Below are 21,796 nucleotides of genomic sequence, written 5' to 3' on the forward strand. Positions count from 1 at the left end.
GGTCCATCCTTCGAATGTCTTAAGCTACGGCTGATTACGCGAACCAGGCGGCGCGTCTGCCGCTTTTAATCCTCTAATTGTCAAACGAGCCATGAACACTCGGCAAAACCTTCAGTTGGCGCAGAACTTCCTCGCGAAACTCGGCAGCGGGGCGAGTGCCGCCGACATCGCGGCACTGTGCTCTGCGGACCTGGAGTGGTCCATTCCCGGCGACGACGGGGCGTTGCCGTGGGTCGGACACAAGGTCGGGCGCGAAGCCATGCACGACTTCATTCGCGACACCGCGACCATGATCGAGCGAGAGAGCCTCGAGATTCACGACCTGCTCGCGAGCGAAGAGCGCGCGGTGATTCTCGGTCACCTGAAGACGAGAATCGTCGCGACGGGCAAACTCATCGACGGTGCGTTTGCGATCGTTCTCAAGTTCCGCGAAGGGAAGATTGCGAGCTTCACGATGCTCGAGGACAGCTTCGCCGTTTCGGCGGCGGCGCGTTGAGTTCCGATGGCGTCGGCATCGAAGTGCTTCAGGTTGGCTGATTGCCGACTACTTCGAGCCGTACTCAACGCTCTGACGCCATCACACCGCGGTAGCCCTGTCCAGTGTACGGATTAAAGTCATCGTTTCCCAAGCTCTCGTAACATGTAGCCCACATCGCTCATTACGAGGTCGCCATGTCGGTCAGTTCAAGTACTGCCTCTTCTCCATCCCAAACACCCGCCGACACGGCGCTTGCCGCCCGTGTCGATGCGGTATTGTTCCGCGCGATCGAAGCGCAGCGACTGGTCGGCGCGGTCGTGCTGATCGCGCGCGACGGCCAACTCGTCTATCGCCGGGCTGCGGGTTTGGCGGACCGGGAGTCGCAAACGCCGATGAGCGAAGACACGCATTTCAGGCTTGCCTCGGTGAGCAAGCCGATCGTCTCCACCGCTGCAATGGTGCTCGTCGCGCAAGGCAAACTGTCGCTCGAGGACGACGTCACGCGCTGGCTGCCCGACTTCCGTCCCGCTCTGGCCGACGGTACCGTGCCGGCTATCACGGTGCGTCATCTGCTCACGCATACGGCCGGTCTTGCTTATCGTTTCGCGGAGGCCGACGCGAATGGTCCGTATGCACGCGCGGGCATATCGGACGGACTCGACGGCGCGACCCTCACGCTCGCCGAAAACGTCCGCCGCATCGCGAGCGTGCCGTTGCTCTATGCGCCGGGTACAGACTGGCGCTATTCGGTCGCGATCGACGTGACCGGTGCACTAATCGAAGCGGTATCCGGAAAGCCGCTAGGCAATGCGCTCGATGAACTCGTCCTCGGTCCGCTCGGCACACGCAGCCTCGGGTTTGTTGCAAAAGATCCTTCACGGCTCGCGACGCCCTACGTGAACGACACGCCGCAACCGCATCGTCTCGCCGAGAACGAGACCGTTCCTATTCTCGAAGGCGCGGTCGGTGTCACGTACTCGCCAAAACGCGCGTTCGATGCGGCGGCGTTTCCATCGGGTGGAGCAGGGATGATCGGTACCGCGGGCGACGTGTTGCATCTGCTTGAGACGTTGCGCGCAGGCGGCGGTGAACTGTTGCCCGCCGCGCTCGTCGAGGAGATGGCGCGCGTGCAGACCGGTAACACGGTTCTGCCGGACCGGCCGGGGCTCGGTTTCGGCATTGGCTTCGCGGTATTGCGCGATCCTGCAGCGGCGGCGTCGCCGGAGTCGCCCGGCACGTGGCGCTGGGGCGGCGTGTATGGCCATTCGTGGTTCGTCGACCGCGCACGCGGACTGAGCGTCGTCTCGTTGTCGAATACGCTTTATGAAGGGATGAACGGCCAGTACACGGTCGATCTGCGCGACGCGGTTTATGGTGCGCAGTGAAGTGCAGGGCAGTGCCGAGACTGCCGCATAGTTCGTACAGATAGCTCTCCTTTAATCGCGACCGCCGTCCGGCGGTTGCACCTCATCGCTCGAAATTCGCAAAACGCGTTCAGTTAAGACGCTCCGATTCGCTCTGAGCGAGCGGATTTTTTCCCCACGTCGCCTGATGTCGGGGGAATACTCTTATTTCCGATCGACCCTACTCCTGCACGTCATTCTTGCCGACAGACAGCCAATGACTTCCCTGGCTAGCTGAACGGTCGCCGCGCACGTGGACACGTGCGCAACGACCGGGCATCGACCACCTCGACCGTCTGACGCATCGCCTGACCCGGCGCTCCGGGCTCATCTCTCAATCGAACAACATTTGCGCGAGCCGGCTCATGTCGGCCCGCTATCTCATCATGATTCGACGACGTCAATTTCTCGGTTGTCTGACCGCCCTCAGCGGAAGCGTCGTTCTGAGTGCCTGCGGCGGCGGTGGCGGCGGGGACGGCAGCGGCAGCTCGCAAGCCGGCAATTCCGCGAGCGATCCGGCGACGGCATCGGGTACGGGCACGAGCGGCGGCGCCGGTACGGCGACCACCGCGTCGGCGACCAGCACGGCTTCAACGGGCACCACATCGACGAGCAATCCGGCAACCACGGTCAACGGATCTTCGCCTGCGTTATCGGGCAGCACGTCGTCCGATCCGGCATCGTCTTCGGGAACCTCGTCGTCCGGCTCATCGTCCTCTAACACCGGCTCGTCTTCGTCCGACTCAAGCTCCGGCAGTACCAGCAATTCCGGCTCCAGCGGAAGCAACGACTCGACGACGACCGAACCAGACTCGGGATCGTCGAACCCCACCTCCAACGCATCCGCGGACGGCACGACCATTCCGCCGGCCAGCAGCATCGTCGACAATCAGAACGCGACGTGGACGCTCTCGAACGCGTCGGTGTACAAGAACGGCAGCCCCGCCGGCACGACATCGAACGTGTCGCTCATTCTGTGGATTGGCGGCGTCGTCTATCACGAAACTTCGGGCAGCCAGTTTTATCAATGGAGCGGCACGGGCTGGGTCTGGTGTAACGATCCGCGCCTCGGCGGTACATCCGCCGACGGCACGATGATCCCGCCCGCGTCGTACCTGATCGACAAAGCCGGTGCGCTATGGACGCTCGCGAATGGCGTCGTGTATCGCAACAACAGCGTGGTGGGCACGCTGACGAATGGGGCACTGCTGCTGTGGTACGGCGGCAAGTTCTGGTGTAAGACGACGGCCGGGCAGTTCTATGTCTGCGCCGATCTCGATCAATGGCGGCCATGCAACGATCCGCGCCTCGTCTTGCCCGCGACGGCCGGTACTTTCCACGGTGTGAACGGCCACTACGACTACCTGTACACGCCCGCGCAACTCGTGTCGATCATGACGAACATGGGCTGCTCGACGTATCGGGTCGGTTGCACGGACGACGCCGTGCAACTGAACGCGGTCGTTGCGTTGGCGCGAGCGTTCCAGCCGGCCGGACTCAAACTGCTGGTGCTCGTGAACCTCGGACTCTACGACACCAACGGCATGCTCTTCGCCAGCGAGTCGGCAGCTTATACGCGTGGCGTCAGTTGCGCGCGGACCGTCGCGGCCGCATTGGCGCCCTATGGCGTGACGATGTACGAATGCGGTAACGAACTCACTCGCGACAGCGCGATCATCCTCGACTCGACGAATGCCGGCACCAAGGCAGTCGATTTCAACAACACGAACTGGCCGTTGATGCGCGGCGTGATGCGCGGCATGATTGCCGGCGTCAAGGCAGCGCAACCCACGGCGAAATGCGGCATTAACTTTTGCGTGGCGGATGTCGGTGCAAGCGACGCGCTATGGGACGGCTCGCAGCCCGACGGCACGAGCGGCTATCCCACTGTGCGGTGGGACCTGACGACGTGGCATAACTACGAGGTGTATGGCGATCTCTTCGATATCGGCATCGACGGAGCCGGGCCGGGTTTCGACTTGCCGACTTATTGCAATGCACGTTATGGCGTGCCGTTCCTGATTACGGAGTGGAACACGGGACCGGAACAAACCGGCGCCTATCGCGCGAGTTATATCAGTTCGCATCTGCTGGAGTACTACCAGGCGAGAAAGACGAAGAACATCCAGTCGGCGATGTACTACGTGCTCGATAGCGGCGACACCACCTACGGGCTGATGATCAACGGTACGCCGGTAACGCTGCCTTATAACGCGTTCAGGAGTTTTATCGCGAGCCATCCGGATACCTGACGTCGGCCATCTGGCGCGAGAGGGACGTGACGGTGGGTTATCATCACGCCGTCGTCGAGTGACTCGATCCCTACGGTGTGCCGATATGAACTATCCGGTCTTGTTGCGAGTGAGTTGTCTGCTGATCGGCATGGCCGCTTCGCAGGTCTACGCGGACCCTTTGCGCGTCAATCGCGGTCACGATCCGTTCTTGCCTATTTCCAAAGCCATTGCTGACTGCCCGGCGCCGTTAGGGCCGCTGGAGACAGAACAGGAATGGCTGGACGACAGCCATTACCGGATCGAGCGCGGCAATAGCTGCTGGATAGAAGGGCGTTGCCGTTTGTCGAATGCTTACCTGTACGACGCGGAAATCGCCGATGCCGTGCCGCGGCGGCTCGCCAGCATCAACCTGGCGACTCACTGGCGGGAGCAGACGACGTTGTGGCTGACGTTGCAGCGGCGTTTTATTTACGTGGAAGGGTGTGTGGCGCCTGGTTTCGATAAGAAGACTTTCCTGGATGAACTGGCGAAAACCGCCGACGTCGATCGCGTGATCGACAACACGACGAACGACCCGCACGCGGCGCAGGTTCCTTATAGAACATTGGCGAATCCGGATAAGAAGGCCAATGCCCAGCAGGAATAGCGCCTGAGTTCTTTATCTGACCGGCTGGAAATCGGATAGCGCGAAATTGCCAGCGAAGTAAGCATGCATCGGGCCGTATAGGCAGAATACGAACCGCCTGCGTTATATCTGTTCCTATGAGTAGGGTAGCCGATGGAATAGCGATTGATCGGCTTCGCTACCGGATGGCGCGCGAGGAGATCATGCTTGGTCAGCGATCTCTGTTGGATCTCTCTCCTCCTGACCTGGTCAGGCCGTACCAAGCACTGATCCTGCAGTTCTTCACATCTCTATTGCACTGACCTGTCTAGGGTATCCGGTGCGTCGCCTTATCGAATCTTCTCATGTTTAATCCATTTACGGCGTCTCTCTGACATGCAGGTAAGTATTGTCCTACGTGTCAAAATGAAATTGACGATTTTTTGTTGCAGTTTGTGGATAACCGTTCCACTTTTAGGAATTGTCGGATAGCGGGAGAATGGAAATCCATTGAGAGTTGTCACGCTTTTTTCAAAAAAATAGAAGGAGAGAAAATGAAAGCGTGGAAGTTTTGCAGTCGACTCCCTGTCGTTATTGGGCGCCTAATCGTTGCAACAAATTTTCTGATGTCGGGAACTTGTATTCATGCAGCGACAGAAGACCAATGTATGCACCTGTACCGAAAGTCTTTGGGTGTTCCCGGTACTCCAGAGTGTGCGATTCAGACCGGTGGCACTATGCCAGAAAACGACGGACCGGACGATCCCTACAACTCGCTGAATTACTATAATTGCGGAACCTGGATAACCGACTATTGCCTTGGAGCGACAGGTGGGACGTCTCCCGATGCTACGTGTCCTATCAACGATCCTGTATTCGCCGCCAGCGGCGTCGTTACTACAAGCAGCAATGACTTTGTCAGCGGTGATGAACTTCCCATGACGTTCACCCGCACCTACCGATCCGTGCCTTACCCGCTAAACACTCAAGCAATGGGAGCAAACTGGGTACATAACTGGCAGAGAAAGCTAGACATCGTCGGCGATGGAGATAGCGTAGCAAAGGTCAATGCTTATCGGGCGAATGGAGAACCATTAACTTTCACCTTGATAAACGGCAAGTGGCGCACTGCGGTTTTCAGCGGTTTGGACCTTGCCCGATTTGGCGGTGGATGGTCGCTCAAGGATCTTGTCGGCGAAACGGTGGAGAACTATTCAGCGCAAGGCATTTTACTTTCCGAGACAACCAAGACTGGATTCGTCCGGGCCTTGACCTACGACGGGCAGGGACGTATTGCATCGATTACCCAACATGGTCCAGGAACCAAGGCGACCTACGACCTTACCATTCGGTTCGAATATGAACAGAGTGGTCGCCTTGGAAGACTGATCGATCCTTCAGGAGGCATCACACAGTACAAGTACGGCTTGTGGGGTAATCTTGTTTCCGTGACCTGGCCTGACGGCAGTATGCGCCAGTATGAGTACACCGACGCATATTCGAAGCGCGCATTGACTGGCATGGTCGACGAAGCCGGCTTGCGCATTTCAACGTGGACATACGATACACAGGGACGAGCGATTTCCGTTAGCCACCCGGATTCCGCGGAAAACGTGCAATTCTCATATGGTCGAGGGGAGACCGTCGTGACTGGGAGAGATGGTGCCAGAACACTATTTTTCCTCACGGCCAAGAACGCGGTTTTTCCATCAGGAAGCAGTGGTTCCATCTCCAACGAATTAACGTGGGATTCATCGGGCAAACTCTTAAGTACTAGCGCTTCGACGCGAGAAGCTACCTACGCATATGACGATTCCGGTCGCCCCTTAAAAGCTACCGTTAAGACGTCGTCTGGGGTCTCGGTTACTTCAGTGCAATACGCGGATGCTACGAGCCTTCACCCGGCGTTCGTTGCATTGCCGGGAAAGTTCCTGTCATTCGTTTACGACATCAATGGCAACGTCTCGGGCTATAGCGAGAGGATAACCAAAGATCCGACTGGCGAAGCTGGTTTTAACGCTGTTTGGGACGGGCGGCAACAACGAACCGTCGGCGCTCGATATGATCAGTTTAACCGAATGATCGAGGCAGTCATCTTTGAAAACAATGTTAAGACCGCCGACTGGGTGTACGTCTACGATTTCACGGGAAATCTGAATACTGCTCAAAACATCGTCTCTCATTGGCTCTTTGGTGACCAGGACCGAGACGCCGCACACCGCGTCATCTGGCAGACCGGCAACTTTCGTGAGGCACGTATTGCATATGACCTCAGAGGACGAGCGACGCAGTTTATATATGATGAACAGGCGATTCCTGCAACTGGCCGGCCGCGCCGTGTGCTGACTGTCGATTACCGGTACTCATCCGACGGAAAACTATCTTCCCGGAATGCTGTCGTCGCAACAAATGGCGGACCAGCGATCGCCATCAGCAGCGACGACACGAACAGGTGGCTTGACAATTACGAGGCGGGTATCGACCCTGTGGGCCCCTCTCCCGGTCAGCTCGGGTGGACTACGCTGTTGACATCCGACTCTCAGCCTCGCATGGGGACCTTGTGTATTGGATGTGGCTATATTCAGGCTCACCCGGCATGGTCTTTCTTCCTAAAAGACCTTTATATCAGTGCACGGAGTGGAATGCCTGTTGCGGATAGTCCCGTGGAGTTCCAGGTTGCCGCACAGAGCCAGTTGCCGTTTCCGGTGCTGACACCGAACCTGTCGCAACGAAACGCGCTATATGCAAAGCTATTTGCACCTGATACGGTACAGCCGTCGGGTTTTATAAAATGCAAAGACGAGTCTGACTGCGACGCCGTGAGGACAGCATGTCGGATAAAGTGCTCGAATGCCGCGCTGCCGAGCGGCAATGATGGATTCAGATTCTGGAATTGCGTCAATGACTGTGCCGAACTCAGGGGGTGCCCGAGAATTTAACCGATACCTCACTCACTATCGTCACAGATCAAACAGTCAGGAGCAGATCCCATGATTCACAACAAAGCAGTAGCACTCGACGTCAGCACCCGCATGCTCGATATCAACCGTGCAATGGACGAAGCAATCTCAGTGGTGCAGGCGCAGTGTTCATCCGAAGAACTGGAGAACTTCAAACTCGCCATGGGCGAGATCATGTACATGGTCTTCGATAAAGCGCTCATCCCGATCTACAAGGAACACCCCGACCTGGTTCCCGAGGGCCAGCGGGTCAGTGGCGTTACCGACTAACCGGCAAACGCATCGAAACACCCTCAAATCCCCGGCCGCAACGTAATCGAAAACGTGAGGGGCGTGCGGCCCGACTCATCCAATGGCATTGGGTCGGAGCGCTTGACTGCATCGAGTGCGGCCGCGTCCCACGCGCTGTCGCCACTCGACTGAACGATTCTCGCCGACAGCAGGTTCCCGTGAGACGAGCACTCGACCTTGACCACTGTCTCGAGTCCGTCCTTCCTACCGGTCCAGACGAGGTTCGAGCGGATGCGTTGCCGCACGAGTTCCGCGTAGTCGAATAGCTTGGGTTGTGACGTAAAAGGCGTCGGGGTCATGAGCCGCTTCAGGCCGGCCAGCATGACGGCGGCGCTGCTTCTTTGATTGTCCAGTTCGCCGAGCACCGCCCAATCGCGCAGCGGTTGCGGCGTATTGTCGAAAGCATGCCGGTAGAAGCGTGCCGCTTTGCACCACGCCGTACGAGAAAGCTCCGAAGAACGTCCCCTCATCAGCAAGCCCAGGTCTTCCGTTTGGGCAGGGTCGCGCTTCAGTGCGTCGGCGATCGACCTTGCGACGGCAAGTTGACCCTGCAACTGCTGACCTGCGGTAACGGACGGCACCGGCGTGGTCTGAGCCGATTGCTTGAACAGATCGAAGATAGCCTGCAGTTGCGCCTTCAATTGTTCATCTGTCTCGGACCCCAGTAAAGCATAGCGCGATGCGATGACTTGAAGATTCTTAACGCCGTCGCAGTCGTCTGGTGCGTTGTCCAACGCACGGGTGGTCATGGCCGTCAATTGTTCCCGGTCTTCAGTCGAGATTCTTGCCATGCCATCCAGCATGCCAACCACTCGCGACCAGATATTCAAAGGTTTCCTGCCCGCGTCGGCGTCGATAGCAAAGAAGTTCGCGATGTCCGGATCGGACACCAGCTTTTTGGCCCAGTCATCGAGAATCTTCGCCTGGGACGAACCGGGAACGATGCCCAGTCTGGCAAGTGCCGCCTGATCGACTGGTTTGCCGAACTCGAATGGAAGCGCCGTGCTGGGGAACGGCGTGCCGGGGAACGGCATATTGATAGCACTCGGTGCGACAGACGCGCGACTGCCCGCCGCCGCCATAACATTGTTGGACGCCGCGGCGAGGGTTTGATCCGTCGGCGTGGCATTAATATGAATGTGCGCGAGACTGAAAGCGAAGTTGGTTTCGACCGGAACGAGCTTCCCGTCGGCGCCGTACGACGGTTTGCATTCGGCGCGCCGCGATGCCTGCGCGGCGATATTATCGACAGTCGCGCTGCCTGAGGATTGCTCCACTACCGCATCGCTAATCTGGCCGCGCGTATCGATGGATACTCGCACGATCACGTCGGGACGCCTTGCATGATCCAGCGCGCTATCCACCGATTGCAGATCGACGGCCGACAAGCCGTAGCGACATGAGATGTTCTGCACCGGTACATAAGCAGGCGTGAGCGTGTCGCCCGATGTTTCGCTAGCGCTCGACGTAGTGGCGCCGGCAATGCAAACGAGCAGCAGAATAAGCTTCACTGCATGAGTACCAGACAGCGAATTGCTGCTTTGAAACGAGACCATTCTTTTCATTTTTCTAACAGGTTCTTATCAATGTTCTGTTAATCGAAAGCACCCCGGCCCGATTTTGCCAGGTAGTATAGTCTCGCGAGCACGCTCGCAACAGATGAGCTTTTCAAAGGAATCAGAATGCGTCACCACGAACCTATCGACGGTTTCGGACAGACCCTGTGGGACGACATTCGCTTCATACTCCGCTTCTGGCGTTGCCGTCGCAGAAATGTTCTCTGGCGCAAGCCCTCTGCCGCCGAACAACAGGTATTCGACGCGCATCCCATCATCGGCCGCTTTGGCGACCTGACCGAATTCGTTGCCGAGGTAGACAATCAACGTTGGCTAGTGCGCGAACGGCTCTGGTGGGGTTGGCCCGATGCGCCGCGCCACGCATTCTTCGTTCTCGACGGCGAGCGTATTGTCGTCGCAACCGACTTCAATGTATGGCCTTCGCCCTGGCGCCCACATCCCGACCAGTTCGAGGCGAACCATGCGCATGCCGATCCCTCTGAAAATCAATAGGCCGATCCATCCTGGCCGATCCCATCCATTTCTTGCCTGATCCTGCTGCGTCGCTACGTAACGGCCATGCGTCGCTGTACCATGCGTCAATCAATCGAAGAGGGCTCCATGTCCACCGCCTTGATCGAATGCGTTAAACGCTATACCGAACGACAAACCGAACAACGCGTCGCGCAAACCGGTCCGTTCATGACCGCCATCGACGGCATGGCCGTGCTGCGTTCTGACCACAAAAAGAACCCGTCCCATCTGATCATGCGGCCGGCCCTATGTGTCGTCGTGCAGGGCGCCAAGTGGTCGACTTTCGGCGACCGTCGCTACGACTATCGGGCGGGCCAGGCGCTGGTGGTCAGCGTCGAAATGCCGGCCTTCAGCCGCGTCGTGCAGGCAAGTCCCGCCGAGCCGTTCCTCGCGGTCGTGATCGAATTCGACGTAGCTGCCATGCGTGACGTCATGGCCTCACTCGACGCGCCGCTCAAATCGCAGACGACGCCGGGCCGCGGCGTGTTCGTCGCGGACTTCGAGGGCCCTTTGAGCGACTGCGTGCTGCGTCTCATGCGTCTGCTCGATACCCCCGAGGCCATCCCCATCGTCGCGCCGCTAATCCGCAAGGAGATGTGCTACTGGTTATTGAGCGGCCCGCAAGGTCACGAGGTTGCGCGCGTCGTGCTGGGCAGCGGCCACGTACAGCGCGTGGTGAGTGCGATTCATACCTTGCGCGATCAGTTCACGCAGACCGTCCGTATCGAAGAACTCGCTGCCGTCGCGCAAATGAGTCCGTCGGCGTTTCACAAGCAGTTCAAGGCGCTGACGTCGATGACGCCGCTGCAATACCAGAAGCAGATGCGCCTGCTCGAAGCGCGCCACATGATGGCGGCGGGCGACGCCAACGCCGAGGTGGCGGCGTATCAGGTGGGTTACGAGAGTCCGTCGCAGTTCAGCCGCGAATACGCGCGCATGTTCGGCGCGCCGCCGAAACGGGACATCGCGACATTGAAGGCTGGCTAAGCCGCAAAACCAGACCGTCTGGCATGATTCGATCATACCGAGATAGACAGACGATAAAAACCAGCCAATTATCAGCGAAAAAGATCGATTCTAGAATGCTCCCACACCTCAAGGAGCATCGTCATGAAACTCGAATCGAACGGTATTGGCATCAACGTCAGGGAGCAGGGCGCGGCCAATCTGGCGCTGGTGTTCCTGCATTACTGGGGCGGCTCGTCGCGCACATGGGACGGCGTGACCGGAGAACTCGCCGGCAATTTTCGCAGCATCGCGATCGATCAGCGCGGCTGGGGCGACTCGGACGCGCCGTCGCAAGGCTACACGCTCGCCGACCTCGCCGACGACGCCCAAGGCGTGATAGACACTCTCCATTTGAATAACTACGTCGTGGTCGGCCACTCGATGGGCGGCAAAGTCGCGCAATTGCTCGCCTCGCGGCGTCCGCGCGGGCTTGCCGGCGTCGTGCTGGTGGCGCCATCGCCGCCATCGCCGACTTTGCTCCCCGACGAGCAACGCGCTGCGATGACCAGCGCATACGACTCGCGCGAATCGATCGAATTCGTGCTGGACAACGTCCTCACCGCGAACCGGCTCGATCCGGCGCTGCGCGAGCAGGTGATCGCCGACAGTCTGCGCGGCGCACCGGCCGCCAAAGTGGCATGGCCCAACGCGATCATGCGCGAGGATATCGTCGCCGACGTCGCGCGCATCGATGTGCCGGTCGCGGTGATAGCAGGCGCGCGCGATCAGGTCGATCTGCTCGTGCGCCTGCAGGCGGAACTGCTGCCGCGTATCGCCGGCGCGCAACTGCATGTCGTGCCGGACACCGGCCACCTGTCGCCACTCGAAGCGCCGCGAGCGCTGGCCGCGATCATCCGCTCGTTCGTGGCCGGGCTCGCGGCCGGCGCGTAGTCGTCGCGCGCGGTGCGTCGAGCCGATCCCACGGCGGATCGTCGCCAAATGCCGTCGTCAGATGGTCGAGGAAGTGGCGTACTTTGAGCGGCATCTGGCGCGCGCTCGGAAACACCGCCTGGATCGTCAGCTCCGACGCGTGGTAAGCCGGCAGCAACGTGACCAGCTTGCCGAGCGCGATCTGTTCGCCGAACACGAACGTCGGACCGTAAGCGACACCCGCACCGGCAAGCGCGGCGGCGAGCAGCATCTGCGTGTTGTTGGCGGCCAGGCGACATGGGCCGTCGATCACATGCGCGCGCTGCTGCTCGTCGACCAGCGTCCAGTCGCCGGCCGATACGGCTTCGCTGAACGTCAGCCGCTCTGCGCGGCGCAGGTCGTCGGGCGTCTGCGGCGTGCCGTGCCGTTCCAGATAAGCCGGCGACGCGCACACCACCATCCGGCAGGGCGCGAGCCGCCGCGCGACCAGACCCGAATCCCGCAGACGACCAATGCGGACCGCGAGATCCACGCCGGTTTCCAGCAGATCGACATACCGGTCGCTCAGCGAGACTTCGATGTTCACGAGCGGATGGGCGTCCAGATACCGCGCGACCACGCCGCCCAGATGCATCGCGCCGAAGGTCACCGGCGCGGCGATCCGCAGGACGCCGCGCGCGCTGCCGTGCGCGTCGGCGGCTTCGCGCGTGGCCTCGTCGTAGGCGTCGAGAATCTGCTTGCAACGCTGGTAGTAGTTCTGCCCGATATCCGTCAGGCTGAGCCGGCGCGTGGTGCGCTGTAGCAGCCGGACATTCAGTTCCGCTTCGATCGCACTGACGTATTTGCCGGCCATCGCCGGTGAGAGGCCGAAGCGGCGCGCGGCGGCCGCGAGACTGCCTTCGTCGACGGCGGCGACGAACACGCCCAGCGCGGTCAGACGGTCCATGGGAACACTCGCGACATCTGAATGGAGAACGGGTTCATCGACCTGCGCCGCTCGCCCCGGCGCCATAGCCGAGTCTCGCACTGACCGCCTGCGCTTCCAGCCGCACCGCAGCCGCAATCCGCCCGTCGATGGACGAATCGAACCCGCCGGTCGCGCCCAGTGCCGTGAGCGCGCCGCACAGCCGGCCGTTGAAATCGAATAGCGGCGCGGCCACGGCACTGATGCCGGTCAAGTTGGTGTCTTTGACCACCGCGCAGCGTGCGGCCTGTACTTCGAGACGAAGCTGTCCGAGCGGATCCGCGGCGTCGAGCGTGGCGCGCTGATCGGTGGAAGCCTGCGCGAGTTCGTCGGCGGCAATCGCCCGAACGCGCGATTCGTCCAGCAGCCCGAGAAACACACGTCCGGTCGCCGACCACAGCACCGACATTACCGAGCCCACGCGCACGTTCACCGTCACCGGCAAACCGGGTTCCTCGAAGCGCACGATGGTCGGCCCACGGTTGCCCATCACGGCGACGAAGCAGGTGACTTCCAGGCTCTCCCGGAGCCGGACCAGCGATGCTTCGGCTTCGCGCACCGGATCGACGAGGCGCATTGCCGCCAGGCCAATGGCGAGGCATTCCGTGCCCAGCACGTAGAGTTGCGTCGACGGCTCCTGCGCGATCAGCGCTTCTTCCATCAGACTGACCAGATAGCGATGCACCTTGGCCGGACTTTCGTCGACATAGGCGGCGAGCGCCGTGAGCGACGCGCGTCCGCCCAACGCCGCGAGCCCTTTAAGCAGCACCACCGCGGTGGTCGCCGACTGCACCCGCTGACGGCGTTCGCGCTCGGGCAAAGCGGCGTCAGCGGAGCCGACGGCGTCACTCGAGTCGCCGTCGGCTACCTTGAAATCCGGAGTTTTTTTCATGGCTGCATTCTAACGGGGCACGCTTCCCGGGCCGAGCACCGCGTAAACACCAGGCTTACGATTACGCAATGCGTACTATAGTTACGCAAATGGAATTGCAGCAGGAGACGACGATGAACGAGACGATGACGACGGGCCGCAGCGGCGGCTGTCCCTTCAACCACGGTGCAGCCGCGGCCGTGCCGAGCAGCGCGGTCACGCCGACCGGCTGCCCGGTCAGCCATAACGCCGCCGCCTTCGACCCGTTCGAAGACGGCTATCAGCAGGACCCGCCGGACTACGTGCGCTGGGCGCGCGACCAGGAGCCGGTGTTCTACAGCCCGAAACTCGGCTACTGGGTGGTCACCCGTTACGACGACATCAAGGCGATCTTCCGCGACAACATCACGTTCAGCCCGTCGATCGCGCTCGAAAAAATCACCCCGACCGGCCCCGAGGCCAACGCGGTACTCGCGTCCTACGGCTTCGCGCTGAACCGCACGCTGGTGAACGAGGACGAACCGGCGCACATGCCGCGCCGCCGCGCGCTGATGGACCCGTTCACGCCCGAGGAACTGCTGCATCACGAACCGATGGTGCGCAAGCTGGCCCGCGAATACGTGGACCGTTTCATCGACGACGGCCACGCGGACCTGGTCGATCAGATGTTGTGGGAAGTGCCGCTTACGGTCGCGCTGCATTTTCTCGGCGTGCCGGAAGAGGACATGGACACGCTGCGCGAATACTCGATCGCGCACACCGTTAACACGTGGGGCCGCCCGAAACCCGAAGAGCAGGTCGCCGTCGCGCACGCAGTCGGCAAGTTCTGGACGTTCGCCGGCAAGGTGCTCGACAAGATGCGCCAGAATCCGGACGCGCCGGGCTGGATGCAGTACGGCCTGCGCAAGCAGAAAGAACTGCCGGAGGTGGTCACCGACTCCTATCTGCATTCGATGATGATGGCCGGCATCGTCGCCGCGCACGAAACCACCGCGAACGCCACGGCGAACGCGATGAAGCTGCTGCTCGAACACCCGCAGGCCTGGCGCGACATCTGCGACGACCCGAGCCTGATTCCGAACGCGGTCGAGGAATGTTTGCGGCACAACGGCTCGGTGGCGGCATGGCGGCGTCTCGCCACGCGCGACGTGACGGTGGGCGGCATCGCGATTCCTCAGGGTTCCAAACTGTTGATCGTCACGTCGTCGGCGAATCACGACGAACGGCAATTCGCCGACGCCGATCTGTTCGACATTCGCCGCGAGAACGCGAGCGACCAGTTGACCTTCGGCTACGGCTCGCATCAATGCATGGGCAAGAACCTCGCGCGCATGGAGATGCAGATTTTCCTCGAGGAATTTACGCGCCGTCTGCCGCACATGAAGCTCACGCCGCAGCGCTTTTCGTATGTGCCGAACACGTCGTTCCGCGGACCGGAGCACGTGCTGGTGGAATGGGACCCGGCGCTGAATCCCGAGCGTCACGATAAAGCCGTGCTGGAGCCGCGCGCGGCAGTGCGGGTCGGCGAGCCGTCCGCGCACGCGCTCAGCCGGCCGGTCGTGGTCAGCGCACTGACGCGTGAGACCGGAGAGATCGTGCGGGTTAGCCTGGCCTCGCCGGACGGCCGCGCGTTGCCGCGCTGGACCGCCGGTTCGCATATCGACGTCGAATGTGGAACGACCGGCATCTCGCGGCAGTATTCGCTGTGCGGTGACCCGGAACAATGCGGCGTGTTCGAGATCGCGGTGCTCAGGGAGAAGGACAGCCGCGGCGGTTCCGCGTGGCTGCACGAGCACCTGGAAGTCGGCGCGCAGTTGCGCATTCGTGGACCGCGCAACCACTTCCGGCTCGACGAAACGGCGCGCCGGTTGATCCTGATTGCCGGCGGTATCGGCATCACGCCGATCAGCGCGATGGCGCGGCGCGCGCAGGCATTGGGGATCGACTACGAAGTGCATTTCAGCGGCAGCACTCGCGCGGCCATGGCCTTGCTGCCGGAGTTGACCGCGCTGCACGGCGCGCGTCTGCGGGTGTTCGTATCGGAAGAGGGCACGCGCAACGACTTTCAGACGCTCGATGTCACCGAGGGCACGCAGGTGTACGCGTGCGGACCGGCGCGCATGCTCGACGCGTTGCAGGAAGTGAGCGCGGCGTGGCCCGACGACGCGTTGAAGGTCGAGCATTTCGAATCGCAACTCGGCGCGCTCGATCCGGCGAACGAGCACGCGTTCGAAGCGGAGTTGAAGGATTCGGGACTGGTCGTGATGGTGCCCGCCGGCCAGACACTGCTGGCCGCGCTACGCCGCGCGAACGTGGACGTGCAGAGCGACTGCGAAGAAGGTCTGTGCGGATCGTGCGAAGTGCGCGTGCTCGCGGGCGAGGTCGATCACCGGGATGTCGTGCTGACCAAAGGCGAGCGTCAGGCCAATAACCGCATGATGACCTGCTGCTCGCGCGCCGTCGGTGAGCGGCTGGTGCTGGAGCTTTAAGCGGCCCCGAGCGCTCAGACTGCGCACCGGCGCACCGGCGCACCGGCGCACCGGCGCACAGTTGCACCGGCAGCGCGTTCATTGATCCGCATCGACCGAGCAGGCGACGTCCTTCTGCGCTTCCAGCACGCGCAGCCGCTCGCGCAGCGCCGCGCCGACCGATTCGTAAGCGCCGCTGCCGAGCGTCACGCGCAGCGCCGGATGCGCTGCATCGGCCGCGGCGATCATCGCATCGACGGTCTTGCCCGCGTCGCCGCGAATCTTGAAGGTGTTGGTCGCCACCATGCGCCGGACTTCCCCTGCGGGCGTGTCGTCGTACTCGGGCATCGGCGTCGCATGATCGAGCCCGGTCGCGAATTTCGTGGCCGTCGGCCCCGGTTCCACGATCACGAAGTCGATGCCGAACGGCGCGACCTCTTTCGCGACCGATTCCACGAAGCCTTCGATGCCCCATTTGGTCGCGTGATACAGGCTGAAGTTGGGGTACGCGATCTGTCCGCCTTCGGACGACACCTGCACGATGCGTCCGCCGCCCTGGCGGCGCAGATGCAGCAGCGCCGCGCGAATCAGCTGGATCGAACCGGTAAGATTGGTCGCGATCTGCCGCTCGATTTGCGAGTCGCTCAGTTCTTCGGCCGCGCCGAACAGGCCATACGCGGCGTTGCTTACCACCACGTCGATCCGTCCCATCCGCTCGAAAGCCTGCGCGACGGCTGCGTGCACCTGACGCGTATCGGCGACATCCAGCGTCGCCTGGGACAGGCGCTCGCCGTAGCGTTGCTGCAGATCGTCGAGCGGCCCCGTTTTGCGCAGCGTGGCGACGACGCGATCGCCGCGTTCGAGGAGTTTTTCGACGAGCAGGCGGCCGAGGCCACTCGAAGTACCGGTAATCAGCCAGGTTTTGGTCATGGTGAGTCTCCTGTGGAAAACGTGAAACCGATTCTAGAGACACATGATTCGTGCGATAAGCCGCTATAGTTGGCATGCTTCCGTGAAAAATCCCCACCAATGACCAGACCGACGCTCGCCGACCTCAGTGCGTTTTCCGCCATCGCAACGCATCGCAGCTTTCGGCTTGCGGCCGACGCGCTAGGCGTATCGCGCTCGTCGCTGAGTCACACGATGCTCGCGCTGGAGCGCGGTCTGGGCGTGCGCCTGCTCAACCGGACCACTCGCAGCGTGGCGCCCACCGAAGCCGGGGAAGCTTTGCTGGCGCGGCTCGGACCGGTGCTGCGCGACCTCGACGAGGCGCTCGACTCGCTCGCCGACGCCGGCGGCGAGCCCGGCGGCACGCTGCGTATCAACGCCAACGAGAGCGCCGCGCGCCTGCTGTTGCGCAGCGCAGTGCCGACGTTTCTTGCGCGATTTCCGGGTATGGCGCTGGAATTGATCGCGGAAGGGCGACTGGTGGATATCGTCGAGCAGGGTTTCGATGCGGGCGTGCGGCTCGGCGAATCGATTCCGCGCGACATGGTGGCCGTGCCGATCACCGGCGATCTGCGTTTCGTCGTGGTTGCGGCGCCGTCCTATCTGGCGGAGCGCGAGCCGCCGCGCACGCCCGACGATCTGCAGACGCATCGCTGTATTCGCCAACGGCTGCCGAGCGGCAAGCGCTACCGCTGGGAGTTTCGCCAGCATCGCCAGGAAGTGGCGATCGACGTGCCGGGCGCGCTCACCCTCGATCACAACGGTTTGATGGTCGAGGCCGCCGCCGACGGCATGGGTTTGGCCTACGTGCCGGAGTCCACGGCGCGCGCCTGGCTGGACGACGGCCGTCTGGTGCTGGTGCTGGAAAACTGGTGCCCGTCGATTCCCGGCCTGTCGCTGTACTATCCGGGCCACCGGCACGTGCCGGCGGGCTTGCGGGCGTTCATCGACGTGTTGAAAGAGACGCGCGGCGAACTGGCGGGCGGGGCGCATAACCCGGAATACACCGAAGCCGCCGAAGCCGCCGGAGCCGCTACCCCAGCATCCCCTGCACCCGATTGACGATCGCCTCGACGCTGAACGGTTTGGTGATCATCTGCATGCCGGGGTCGAGCAGGCCGCCGTGCGACGAGGCGAGATCGGTGTAACCGGTCATGAACAGCACCCGCAGGTCGGGGCGCTGGGCGCGCACCGCGTCGACGATCTGGCGGCCGTTCATCCCCGGCAGCCCGACGTCCGAGATCAGCAGATCGAAATGTGTGCTCGATTGCAGCAGCCTGAGGCCCGACGGGCCGTCGTGCGCGTGGAACACCTTGTATTTGAGTTCGGTCAGCAGGTCGACTAGCAACTGCCTGACCGACGCGTCGTCCTCCACCACGAGGATGGTCGCGTTCGAATGCGCGTCGCCGAGACCCAGGTGCTGTGTCGCCACGCGATCCGCGGCGGGTGCCTGCTCGCCATCTTTTTCCGGCAGATACAGGCTCACGGTCGTGCCGACGCCGGCCTGACTGGCGAGCGTCGCGAATCCGCCCGACTGGCCCGCGAAGCCGTACACCATCGACAGCCCGAGGCCCGTGCCCTGGCCGAGCGGCTTGGTGGTGAAGAACGGCTCGAACGCCTGCCGCACGACGTCGGGCGGCATGCCCGAACCGGTGTCAGTTACCGCGATGCGCACGTAGCGTCCGGGCAATACGTCGCGCTGCGTGGCCGCATATTGTTCGTCGACGTCCTCGCGGGAGGTGGCGATGCGCAGCGTGCCGCCCGCAGGCATCGCGTCGCGCGCGTTGATCGACAGGTTGAGGAGCGCGCTTTCGAGCTGGTTCGCGTCGCAGCGGGTCGTGCAGGGCTCGGAATCCAGCGCGAGTTCGATGCCGATCGATTCGCCCATGGTCCGGCGCAGCAGGTCTTCGAGCGCGCCGACCAGATGGTTCACGTCCACTACATTAGGATCGAGCGGCTGACGGCGTGAAAACGCCAGCAGCCGCTGGGTCAGGCCGGCGGCGCGATGCGCGGACGACATCGCCATGTCGATATAGCGTTCCAGCGATTCGGTGCGATTCAGCGTGACCAGCCGGCGGATCAGTTCCAGCGGGCCCGTGATGCCTTGCAGCAGATTATTGAAATCGTGCGCGATGCCGCCGGTCAACTGGCCGACGGCCTCCATTTTCTGGCTTTGCCGCAGTTGCTCTTCGAGTCGCCGCTGGCTGCTCATATCGACGCCGACGCCGGTGCGCCGCACCGGCTTGCCGTTGTCGTCGAAATAAGTGTGGCCGCGCGACAACACCCAGCGAATCGAGCCGTCCGGATGATCGATCCGGTACTCCAGTTCGAGGTCGCCGCTGCGCACGAGGCCGCCGGACATGGTGGCGACCAGCGCCGCGCGGTCGTCGGCGTGGACGTTGGCAAGAAAGCCGGTGCGCGGGATGCCGGCGAGACCGGCAACCGGGTCGATGCCGTACAGATCGGAGATAGCCTCGTCGCAGAAGAACCGGTCGGTCGCGACGTCGTAGGTCCACACGCCCACGCCGCTTACCGCCGACAACGCCAGCCGGGCGAAGTCCAGCGAGTCTTTCAGCGCCAGTTCATGTTCGCGCTGCTGGGTGATGTCGCGCGCCACGCAGAACAGGCGGTCTTCGAACGGCTCGGCGCGCCAGCTCAGCAGCCGGTAGTCGCCGCCGCGCGTGCAATAGCGGTTTTCGAAATTGAGGGTGCTTCGGCCGGCAGCCAGTTGCGCGACCTCCGCGCGGGTCTTGTCGCGATCGTCCGGGTGTTCCAGCCATTCGGAGGTGCGCCCGACGATATCGCTGTCGTCCCAGCCCAGAATGCCGGACCAGGCAGGATTGACGGCGAGCCAGACGCCTTGCAGATCGGCGATACCCAGCATGTCGTGACTGACTTGCCAGAATAGATCGCGCTCCTGCATCGGGTTTTTGTTGGGGGGCAATGCTGAATTCATACCGATAAAGTGTTCGGGCCGCGACATGGCCGGTCGGCCAGAAGCGCCATGTTGCTGTAAGCATGGCGTCGTGGCAATCACCGATGGTGAGTCGGCGAACACTTTTTGCCCGGTTGACGACGCATTTCGCGAAATTCCGCCCACCTGACAACTTCCCCTTCATTGCCCGGGCGCCTGCCACCCTCCACCCACGGCCCGCGCGAGCGCAACGGACGCCTGCAAGCGCGCGAGGCGCAACTGGACCGTTTCGTCCTCGGCATCGAACGCGGTGCGTTGCGCGTCCAGCACGACCAGCAGCGTCTCCGCGCCAGCCTGGTAGCGGCTCTGCGCGAGGCCGATCGCGCGCTGCGCTTCGTCCAGCGCTTCGCGCTGCGCGGCATATTGCGCGTCAGCGCCAGCGCCTGCATTCAGCGAGCGTTCGGTGTCGCCGAACGCGGCGACGATCGCCTGCCGGTAAGTGGCCAGCAATTCTTCCCGTTGCGCAACCGCCAGATCGCGGCCGGCAGCCAGCGCGCCGCCTGCGAAGATCGGCGCCGTCAGGCCTGCCGCGACGCTGTACAGCGAGTTGTCGAACAGCGTGCGCACCCGGTCGCCGCCGACGCCCACGCTGCCTGTCAGCGTGAGCGATGGGAGCATCGCGGCACGGGCGGCGGCAATATCGGCGTCGGCCGCTTTCAACTGCGCTTCGGCGCGCGCCAGATCGGGCCGCTGCGTGAGCAGCGCCGACGGGATGCCGGCGCTGAACGACGGCAGGCGCACGGCATCGAGCGACGCGGCGCTCAGCGTATCGCGTGACACGGTGCTGCCCGTGAGCGTGGCGAGTTGCACGTCGGTGTCGTTGATCTGCTGGTCGAGCGCGGCGATCTGGCGTCGCTGCGTGGCGACCAGACCGCGTTGCTGCGCGACGTCGAGGCGCGTCCCGGCGCCCGCGCGATATTGCGATTCGACCAGCCGCAGAATGTCGGCCGCCGTTTGCAGATTGCGGCGGGCGAGCGCCGCGCGTTCGCGCAGCGCGACGGTCTGCAACCATGTGTTCGTGACGTCGGCGCTGAGCGTGAGCCGCACCGTGTCGCGGTCGAAGCCCGCGGCTTCGTTGCGCGCGACTGCCGCATCGCGCAGCGCGCGATTGCGGCCCCAGAAGTCGAGTTCATAGCTCGCCGCGAGCCCGAGGTCGAACGCGCTGCCGGCAGTCTGCGAATCGTCGACCAGGATGCCGCCCTGACGGCCGGCATCGGCGAAACCGCTCAGCGACGGCCACAGCGGCGCACCCGCCACGCGGCTGCTCGCCTGCGCTTGCCGCACGCGCGCGACGGCTGCGGCCAGGTCGCCGTTGCGCGAGAGCGCGTCGTCGACGGTAGCGTCCAGTTCGAGGTTGCCGAACTGCATCCACCATTGCGGACCGACGGTCTCACGGACGGTCTCATTGCCGGACTCACTGCCGGTCTGATGGCCGGTCTGATCGCCGGAAGAAGGCGGCGCGTAGTGCCATCCACCCGGAATCGCGACATCGGGATGAACGGGCGCGGGCATGAGACTGCACCCGGTCAGCGCCAATAAAACCAGCGCACTCGCGAGCACAGCCGGGCTCGCCATACGGGACGCCAGGCGGTGCGATTGTTTAGCCCACCGCTCGCGCCAGACCGCTGTTTTT

General features: G+C 62.5%; 17 protein-coding genes. 11 read left to right on the forward strand and 6 right to left on the reverse strand.

All coding sequences use genetic code 11. The annotated features are described in order from the left end of the window. The first annotated feature begins 91 nt into the window (after positions 1–91). The 6 genes from FQ746_RS11715 to FQ746_RS11740 all read left to right on the forward strand — a co-directional run bounded on the left by FQ746_RS11715 (position 92) and on the right by FQ746_RS11740 (position 7,949). Complete coding sequence (locus FQ746_RS11715; RefSeq protein WP_144109514.1) at positions 92–496, forward strand: nuclear transport factor 2 family protein; 405 nt, start codon at positions 92–94, stop codon at positions 494–496. Positions 497–672: 176 nt separating this feature from the next. Continuing rightward, the gene (locus FQ746_RS11720; protein ID WP_144109515.1) at positions 673–1,863 is read left to right on the forward strand and encodes a serine hydrolase domain-containing protein; all 1,191 of its coding nucleotides are present in this window, start codon (positions 673–675) and stop codon (positions 1,861–1,863) included. A gap of 404 nt (positions 1,864–2,267) precedes the next feature. Then, positions 2,268–4,133, forward strand: a complete 1,866-nt coding sequence (locus FQ746_RS11725; protein WP_260854001.1) for a hypothetical protein — start codon at positions 2,268–2,270, stop codon at positions 4,131–4,133. A 130-nt stretch (positions 4,134–4,263) separates the two neighbouring features. Beyond that, complete coding sequence (locus FQ746_RS11730) at positions 4,264–4,761, forward strand: hypothetical protein (protein WP_409932397.1); 498 nt, start codon at positions 4,264–4,266, stop codon at positions 4,759–4,761. 695 nt (positions 4,762–5,456) lie between these two features. Continuing rightward, positions 5,457–7,658, forward strand: a complete 2,202-nt coding sequence (locus FQ746_RS11735) for a DUF6531 domain-containing protein (protein WP_186310705.1) — start codon at positions 5,457–5,459, stop codon at positions 7,656–7,658. A gap of 51 nt (positions 7,659–7,709) precedes the next feature. Continuing rightward, positions 7,710–7,949, forward strand: a complete 240-nt coding sequence (locus FQ746_RS11740; RefSeq protein WP_144109518.1) for a hypothetical protein — start codon at positions 7,710–7,712, stop codon at positions 7,947–7,949. Between the two features lie 23 nt (positions 7,950–7,972). On the opposite strand, the gene FQ746_RS11745 is transcribed toward FQ746_RS11740, so the two are convergent. After that, positions 7,973–9,481 (reverse strand): TonB family protein, encoded by a 1,509-nt coding sequence (locus tag FQ746_RS11745; RefSeq protein ID WP_186310706.1) that lies wholly within the window; start codon positions 9,479–9,481, stop codon positions 7,973–7,975. A gap of 171 nt (positions 9,482–9,652) precedes the next feature. Here FQ746_RS11745 and FQ746_RS11750 point away from each other — a divergent pair, with 171 nt between their 5' ends. From FQ746_RS11750 to FQ746_RS11760, 3 genes are all read left to right on the forward strand, one after another. Further along, positions 9,653–10,039 (forward strand): hypothetical protein, encoded by a 387-nt coding sequence (locus tag FQ746_RS11750; RefSeq protein ID WP_144109520.1) that lies wholly within the window; start codon positions 9,653–9,655, stop codon positions 10,037–10,039. A 108-nt stretch (positions 10,040–10,147) separates the two neighbouring features. Continuing rightward, positions 10,148–11,047: an AraC family transcriptional regulator gene (locus FQ746_RS11755; protein ID WP_144109521.1), complete on the forward strand. Its 900-nt coding sequence runs from the start codon at positions 10,148–10,150 to the stop codon at positions 11,045–11,047. 123 nt (positions 11,048–11,170) lie between these two features. Then, positions 11,171–11,959, forward strand: coding sequence for an alpha/beta fold hydrolase (locus tag FQ746_RS11760; RefSeq protein WP_144109522.1), 789 nt, complete (start codon positions 11,171–11,173; stop codon positions 11,957–11,959). On the opposite strand, the gene FQ746_RS11765 is transcribed toward FQ746_RS11760, so the two are convergent. Then, positions 11,919–12,884, reverse strand: coding sequence for a LysR family transcriptional regulator (locus FQ746_RS11765; protein WP_144109523.1), 966 nt, complete (start codon positions 12,882–12,884; stop codon positions 11,919–11,921). The genes FQ746_RS11760 and FQ746_RS11765 overlap by 41 nt on opposite strands. A 34-nt stretch (positions 12,885–12,918) precedes the next feature. Next, positions 12,919–13,794: an IclR family transcriptional regulator gene (locus FQ746_RS11770; protein WP_144109524.1), complete on the reverse strand. Its 876-nt coding sequence runs from the start codon at positions 13,792–13,794 to the stop codon at positions 12,919–12,921. A 113-nt stretch (positions 13,795–13,907) separates the two neighbouring features. Between FQ746_RS11770 and FQ746_RS11775 the strand changes: the two genes are divergently transcribed. After that, positions 13,908–16,262, forward strand: coding sequence for a cytochrome P450/oxidoreductase (locus tag FQ746_RS11775; protein WP_144109661.1), 2,355 nt, complete (start codon positions 13,908–13,910; stop codon positions 16,260–16,262). 78 nt (positions 16,263–16,340) lie between these two features. On the opposite strand, the gene FQ746_RS11780 is transcribed toward FQ746_RS11775, so the two are convergent. Next, positions 16,341–17,171, reverse strand: coding sequence for an SDR family oxidoreductase (locus FQ746_RS11780; protein ID WP_144109525.1), 831 nt, complete (start codon positions 17,169–17,171; stop codon positions 16,341–16,343). Positions 17,172–17,270: 99 nt separating this feature from the next. On the opposite strand from FQ746_RS11780, the gene FQ746_RS11785 reads away from it, so the two are divergent. Then, positions 17,271–18,251: a LysR family transcriptional regulator gene (locus FQ746_RS11785; RefSeq protein WP_144109526.1), complete on the forward strand. Its 981-nt coding sequence runs from the start codon at positions 17,271–17,273 to the stop codon at positions 18,249–18,251. Here FQ746_RS11785 and FQ746_RS11790 read toward each other — a convergent pair. Then, positions 18,223–20,133: a PAS domain-containing sensor histidine kinase gene (locus FQ746_RS11790; protein ID WP_186310707.1), complete on the reverse strand. Its 1,911-nt coding sequence runs from the start codon at positions 20,131–20,133 to the stop codon at positions 18,223–18,225. The genes FQ746_RS11785 and FQ746_RS11790 overlap by 29 nt on opposite strands. A gap of 171 nt (positions 20,134–20,304) precedes the next feature. Further along, on the reverse strand, positions 20,305–21,738 hold the full coding sequence (locus tag FQ746_RS11795) for an efflux transporter outer membrane subunit (RefSeq protein ID WP_186310708.1): 1,434 nt from the start codon (positions 21,736–21,738) through the stop codon (positions 20,305–20,307). Between the last annotated feature and the right edge of the window lie 58 nt (positions 21,739–21,796).

Source organism: Paraburkholderia sp. BCC1886, assembly GCF_900996245.1.
Lineage (GTDB): Bacteria > Pseudomonadota > Gammaproteobacteria > Burkholderiales > Burkholderiaceae > Paraburkholderia.

Excerpts from the sequence above, each read along its gene's own strand:
- FQ746_RS11715 (WP_144109514.1), top strand. The coding sequence starts at position 92 with ATGAACACTCGGCAAAACCTTCAGTTGGCGCAGAACTTCCTCGCGAAA.
- FQ746_RS11720 (WP_144109515.1), top strand. The coding sequence starts at position 673 with ATGTCGGTCAGTTCAAGTACTGCCTCTTCTCCATCCCAAACACCCGCC.
- FQ746_RS11725 (WP_260854001.1), top strand. The coding sequence starts at position 2,268 with ATGATTCGACGACGTCAATTTCTCGGTTGTCTGACCGCCCTCAGCGGA.
- FQ746_RS11730 (WP_409932397.1), top strand. The coding sequence starts at position 4,264 with ATGGCCGCTTCGCAGGTCTACGCGGACCCTTTGCGCGTCAATCGCGGT.
- FQ746_RS11735 (WP_186310705.1), top strand. The coding sequence starts at position 5,457 with ATGCCAGAAAACGACGGACCGGACGATCCCTACAACTCGCTGAATTAC.
- FQ746_RS11740 (WP_144109518.1), top strand. The coding sequence starts at position 7,710 with ATGATTCACAACAAAGCAGTAGCACTCGACGTCAGCACCCGCATGCTC.
- FQ746_RS11750 (WP_144109520.1), top strand. The coding sequence starts at position 9,653 with ATGCGTCACCACGAACCTATCGACGGTTTCGGACAGACCCTGTGGGAC.
- FQ746_RS11755 (WP_144109521.1), top strand. The coding sequence starts at position 10,148 with ATGTCCACCGCCTTGATCGAATGCGTTAAACGCTATACCGAACGACAA.
- FQ746_RS11760 (WP_144109522.1), top strand. The coding sequence starts at position 11,171 with ATGAAACTCGAATCGAACGGTATTGGCATCAACGTCAGGGAGCAGGGC.
- FQ746_RS11765 (WP_144109523.1), bottom strand. The coding sequence starts at position 12,884 with ATGGACCGTCTGACCGCGCTGGGCGTGTTCGTCGCCGCCGTCGACGAA.
- FQ746_RS11770 (WP_144109524.1), bottom strand. The coding sequence starts at position 13,794 with ATGAAAAAAACTCCGGATTTCAAGGTAGCCGACGGCGACTCGAGTGAC.
- FQ746_RS11775 (WP_144109661.1), top strand. The coding sequence starts at position 13,908 with ATGAACGAGACGATGACGACGGGCCGCAGCGGCGGCTGTCCCTTCAAC.
- FQ746_RS11780 (WP_144109525.1), bottom strand. The coding sequence starts at position 17,171 with ATGACCAAAACCTGGCTGATTACCGGTACTTCGAGTGGCCTCGGCCGC.
- FQ746_RS11785 (WP_144109526.1), top strand. The coding sequence starts at position 17,271 with ATGACCAGACCGACGCTCGCCGACCTCAGTGCGTTTTCCGCCATCGCA.
- FQ746_RS11795 (WP_186310708.1), bottom strand. The coding sequence starts at position 21,738 with ATGGCGAGCCCGGCTGTGCTCGCGAGTGCGCTGGTTTTATTGGCGCTG.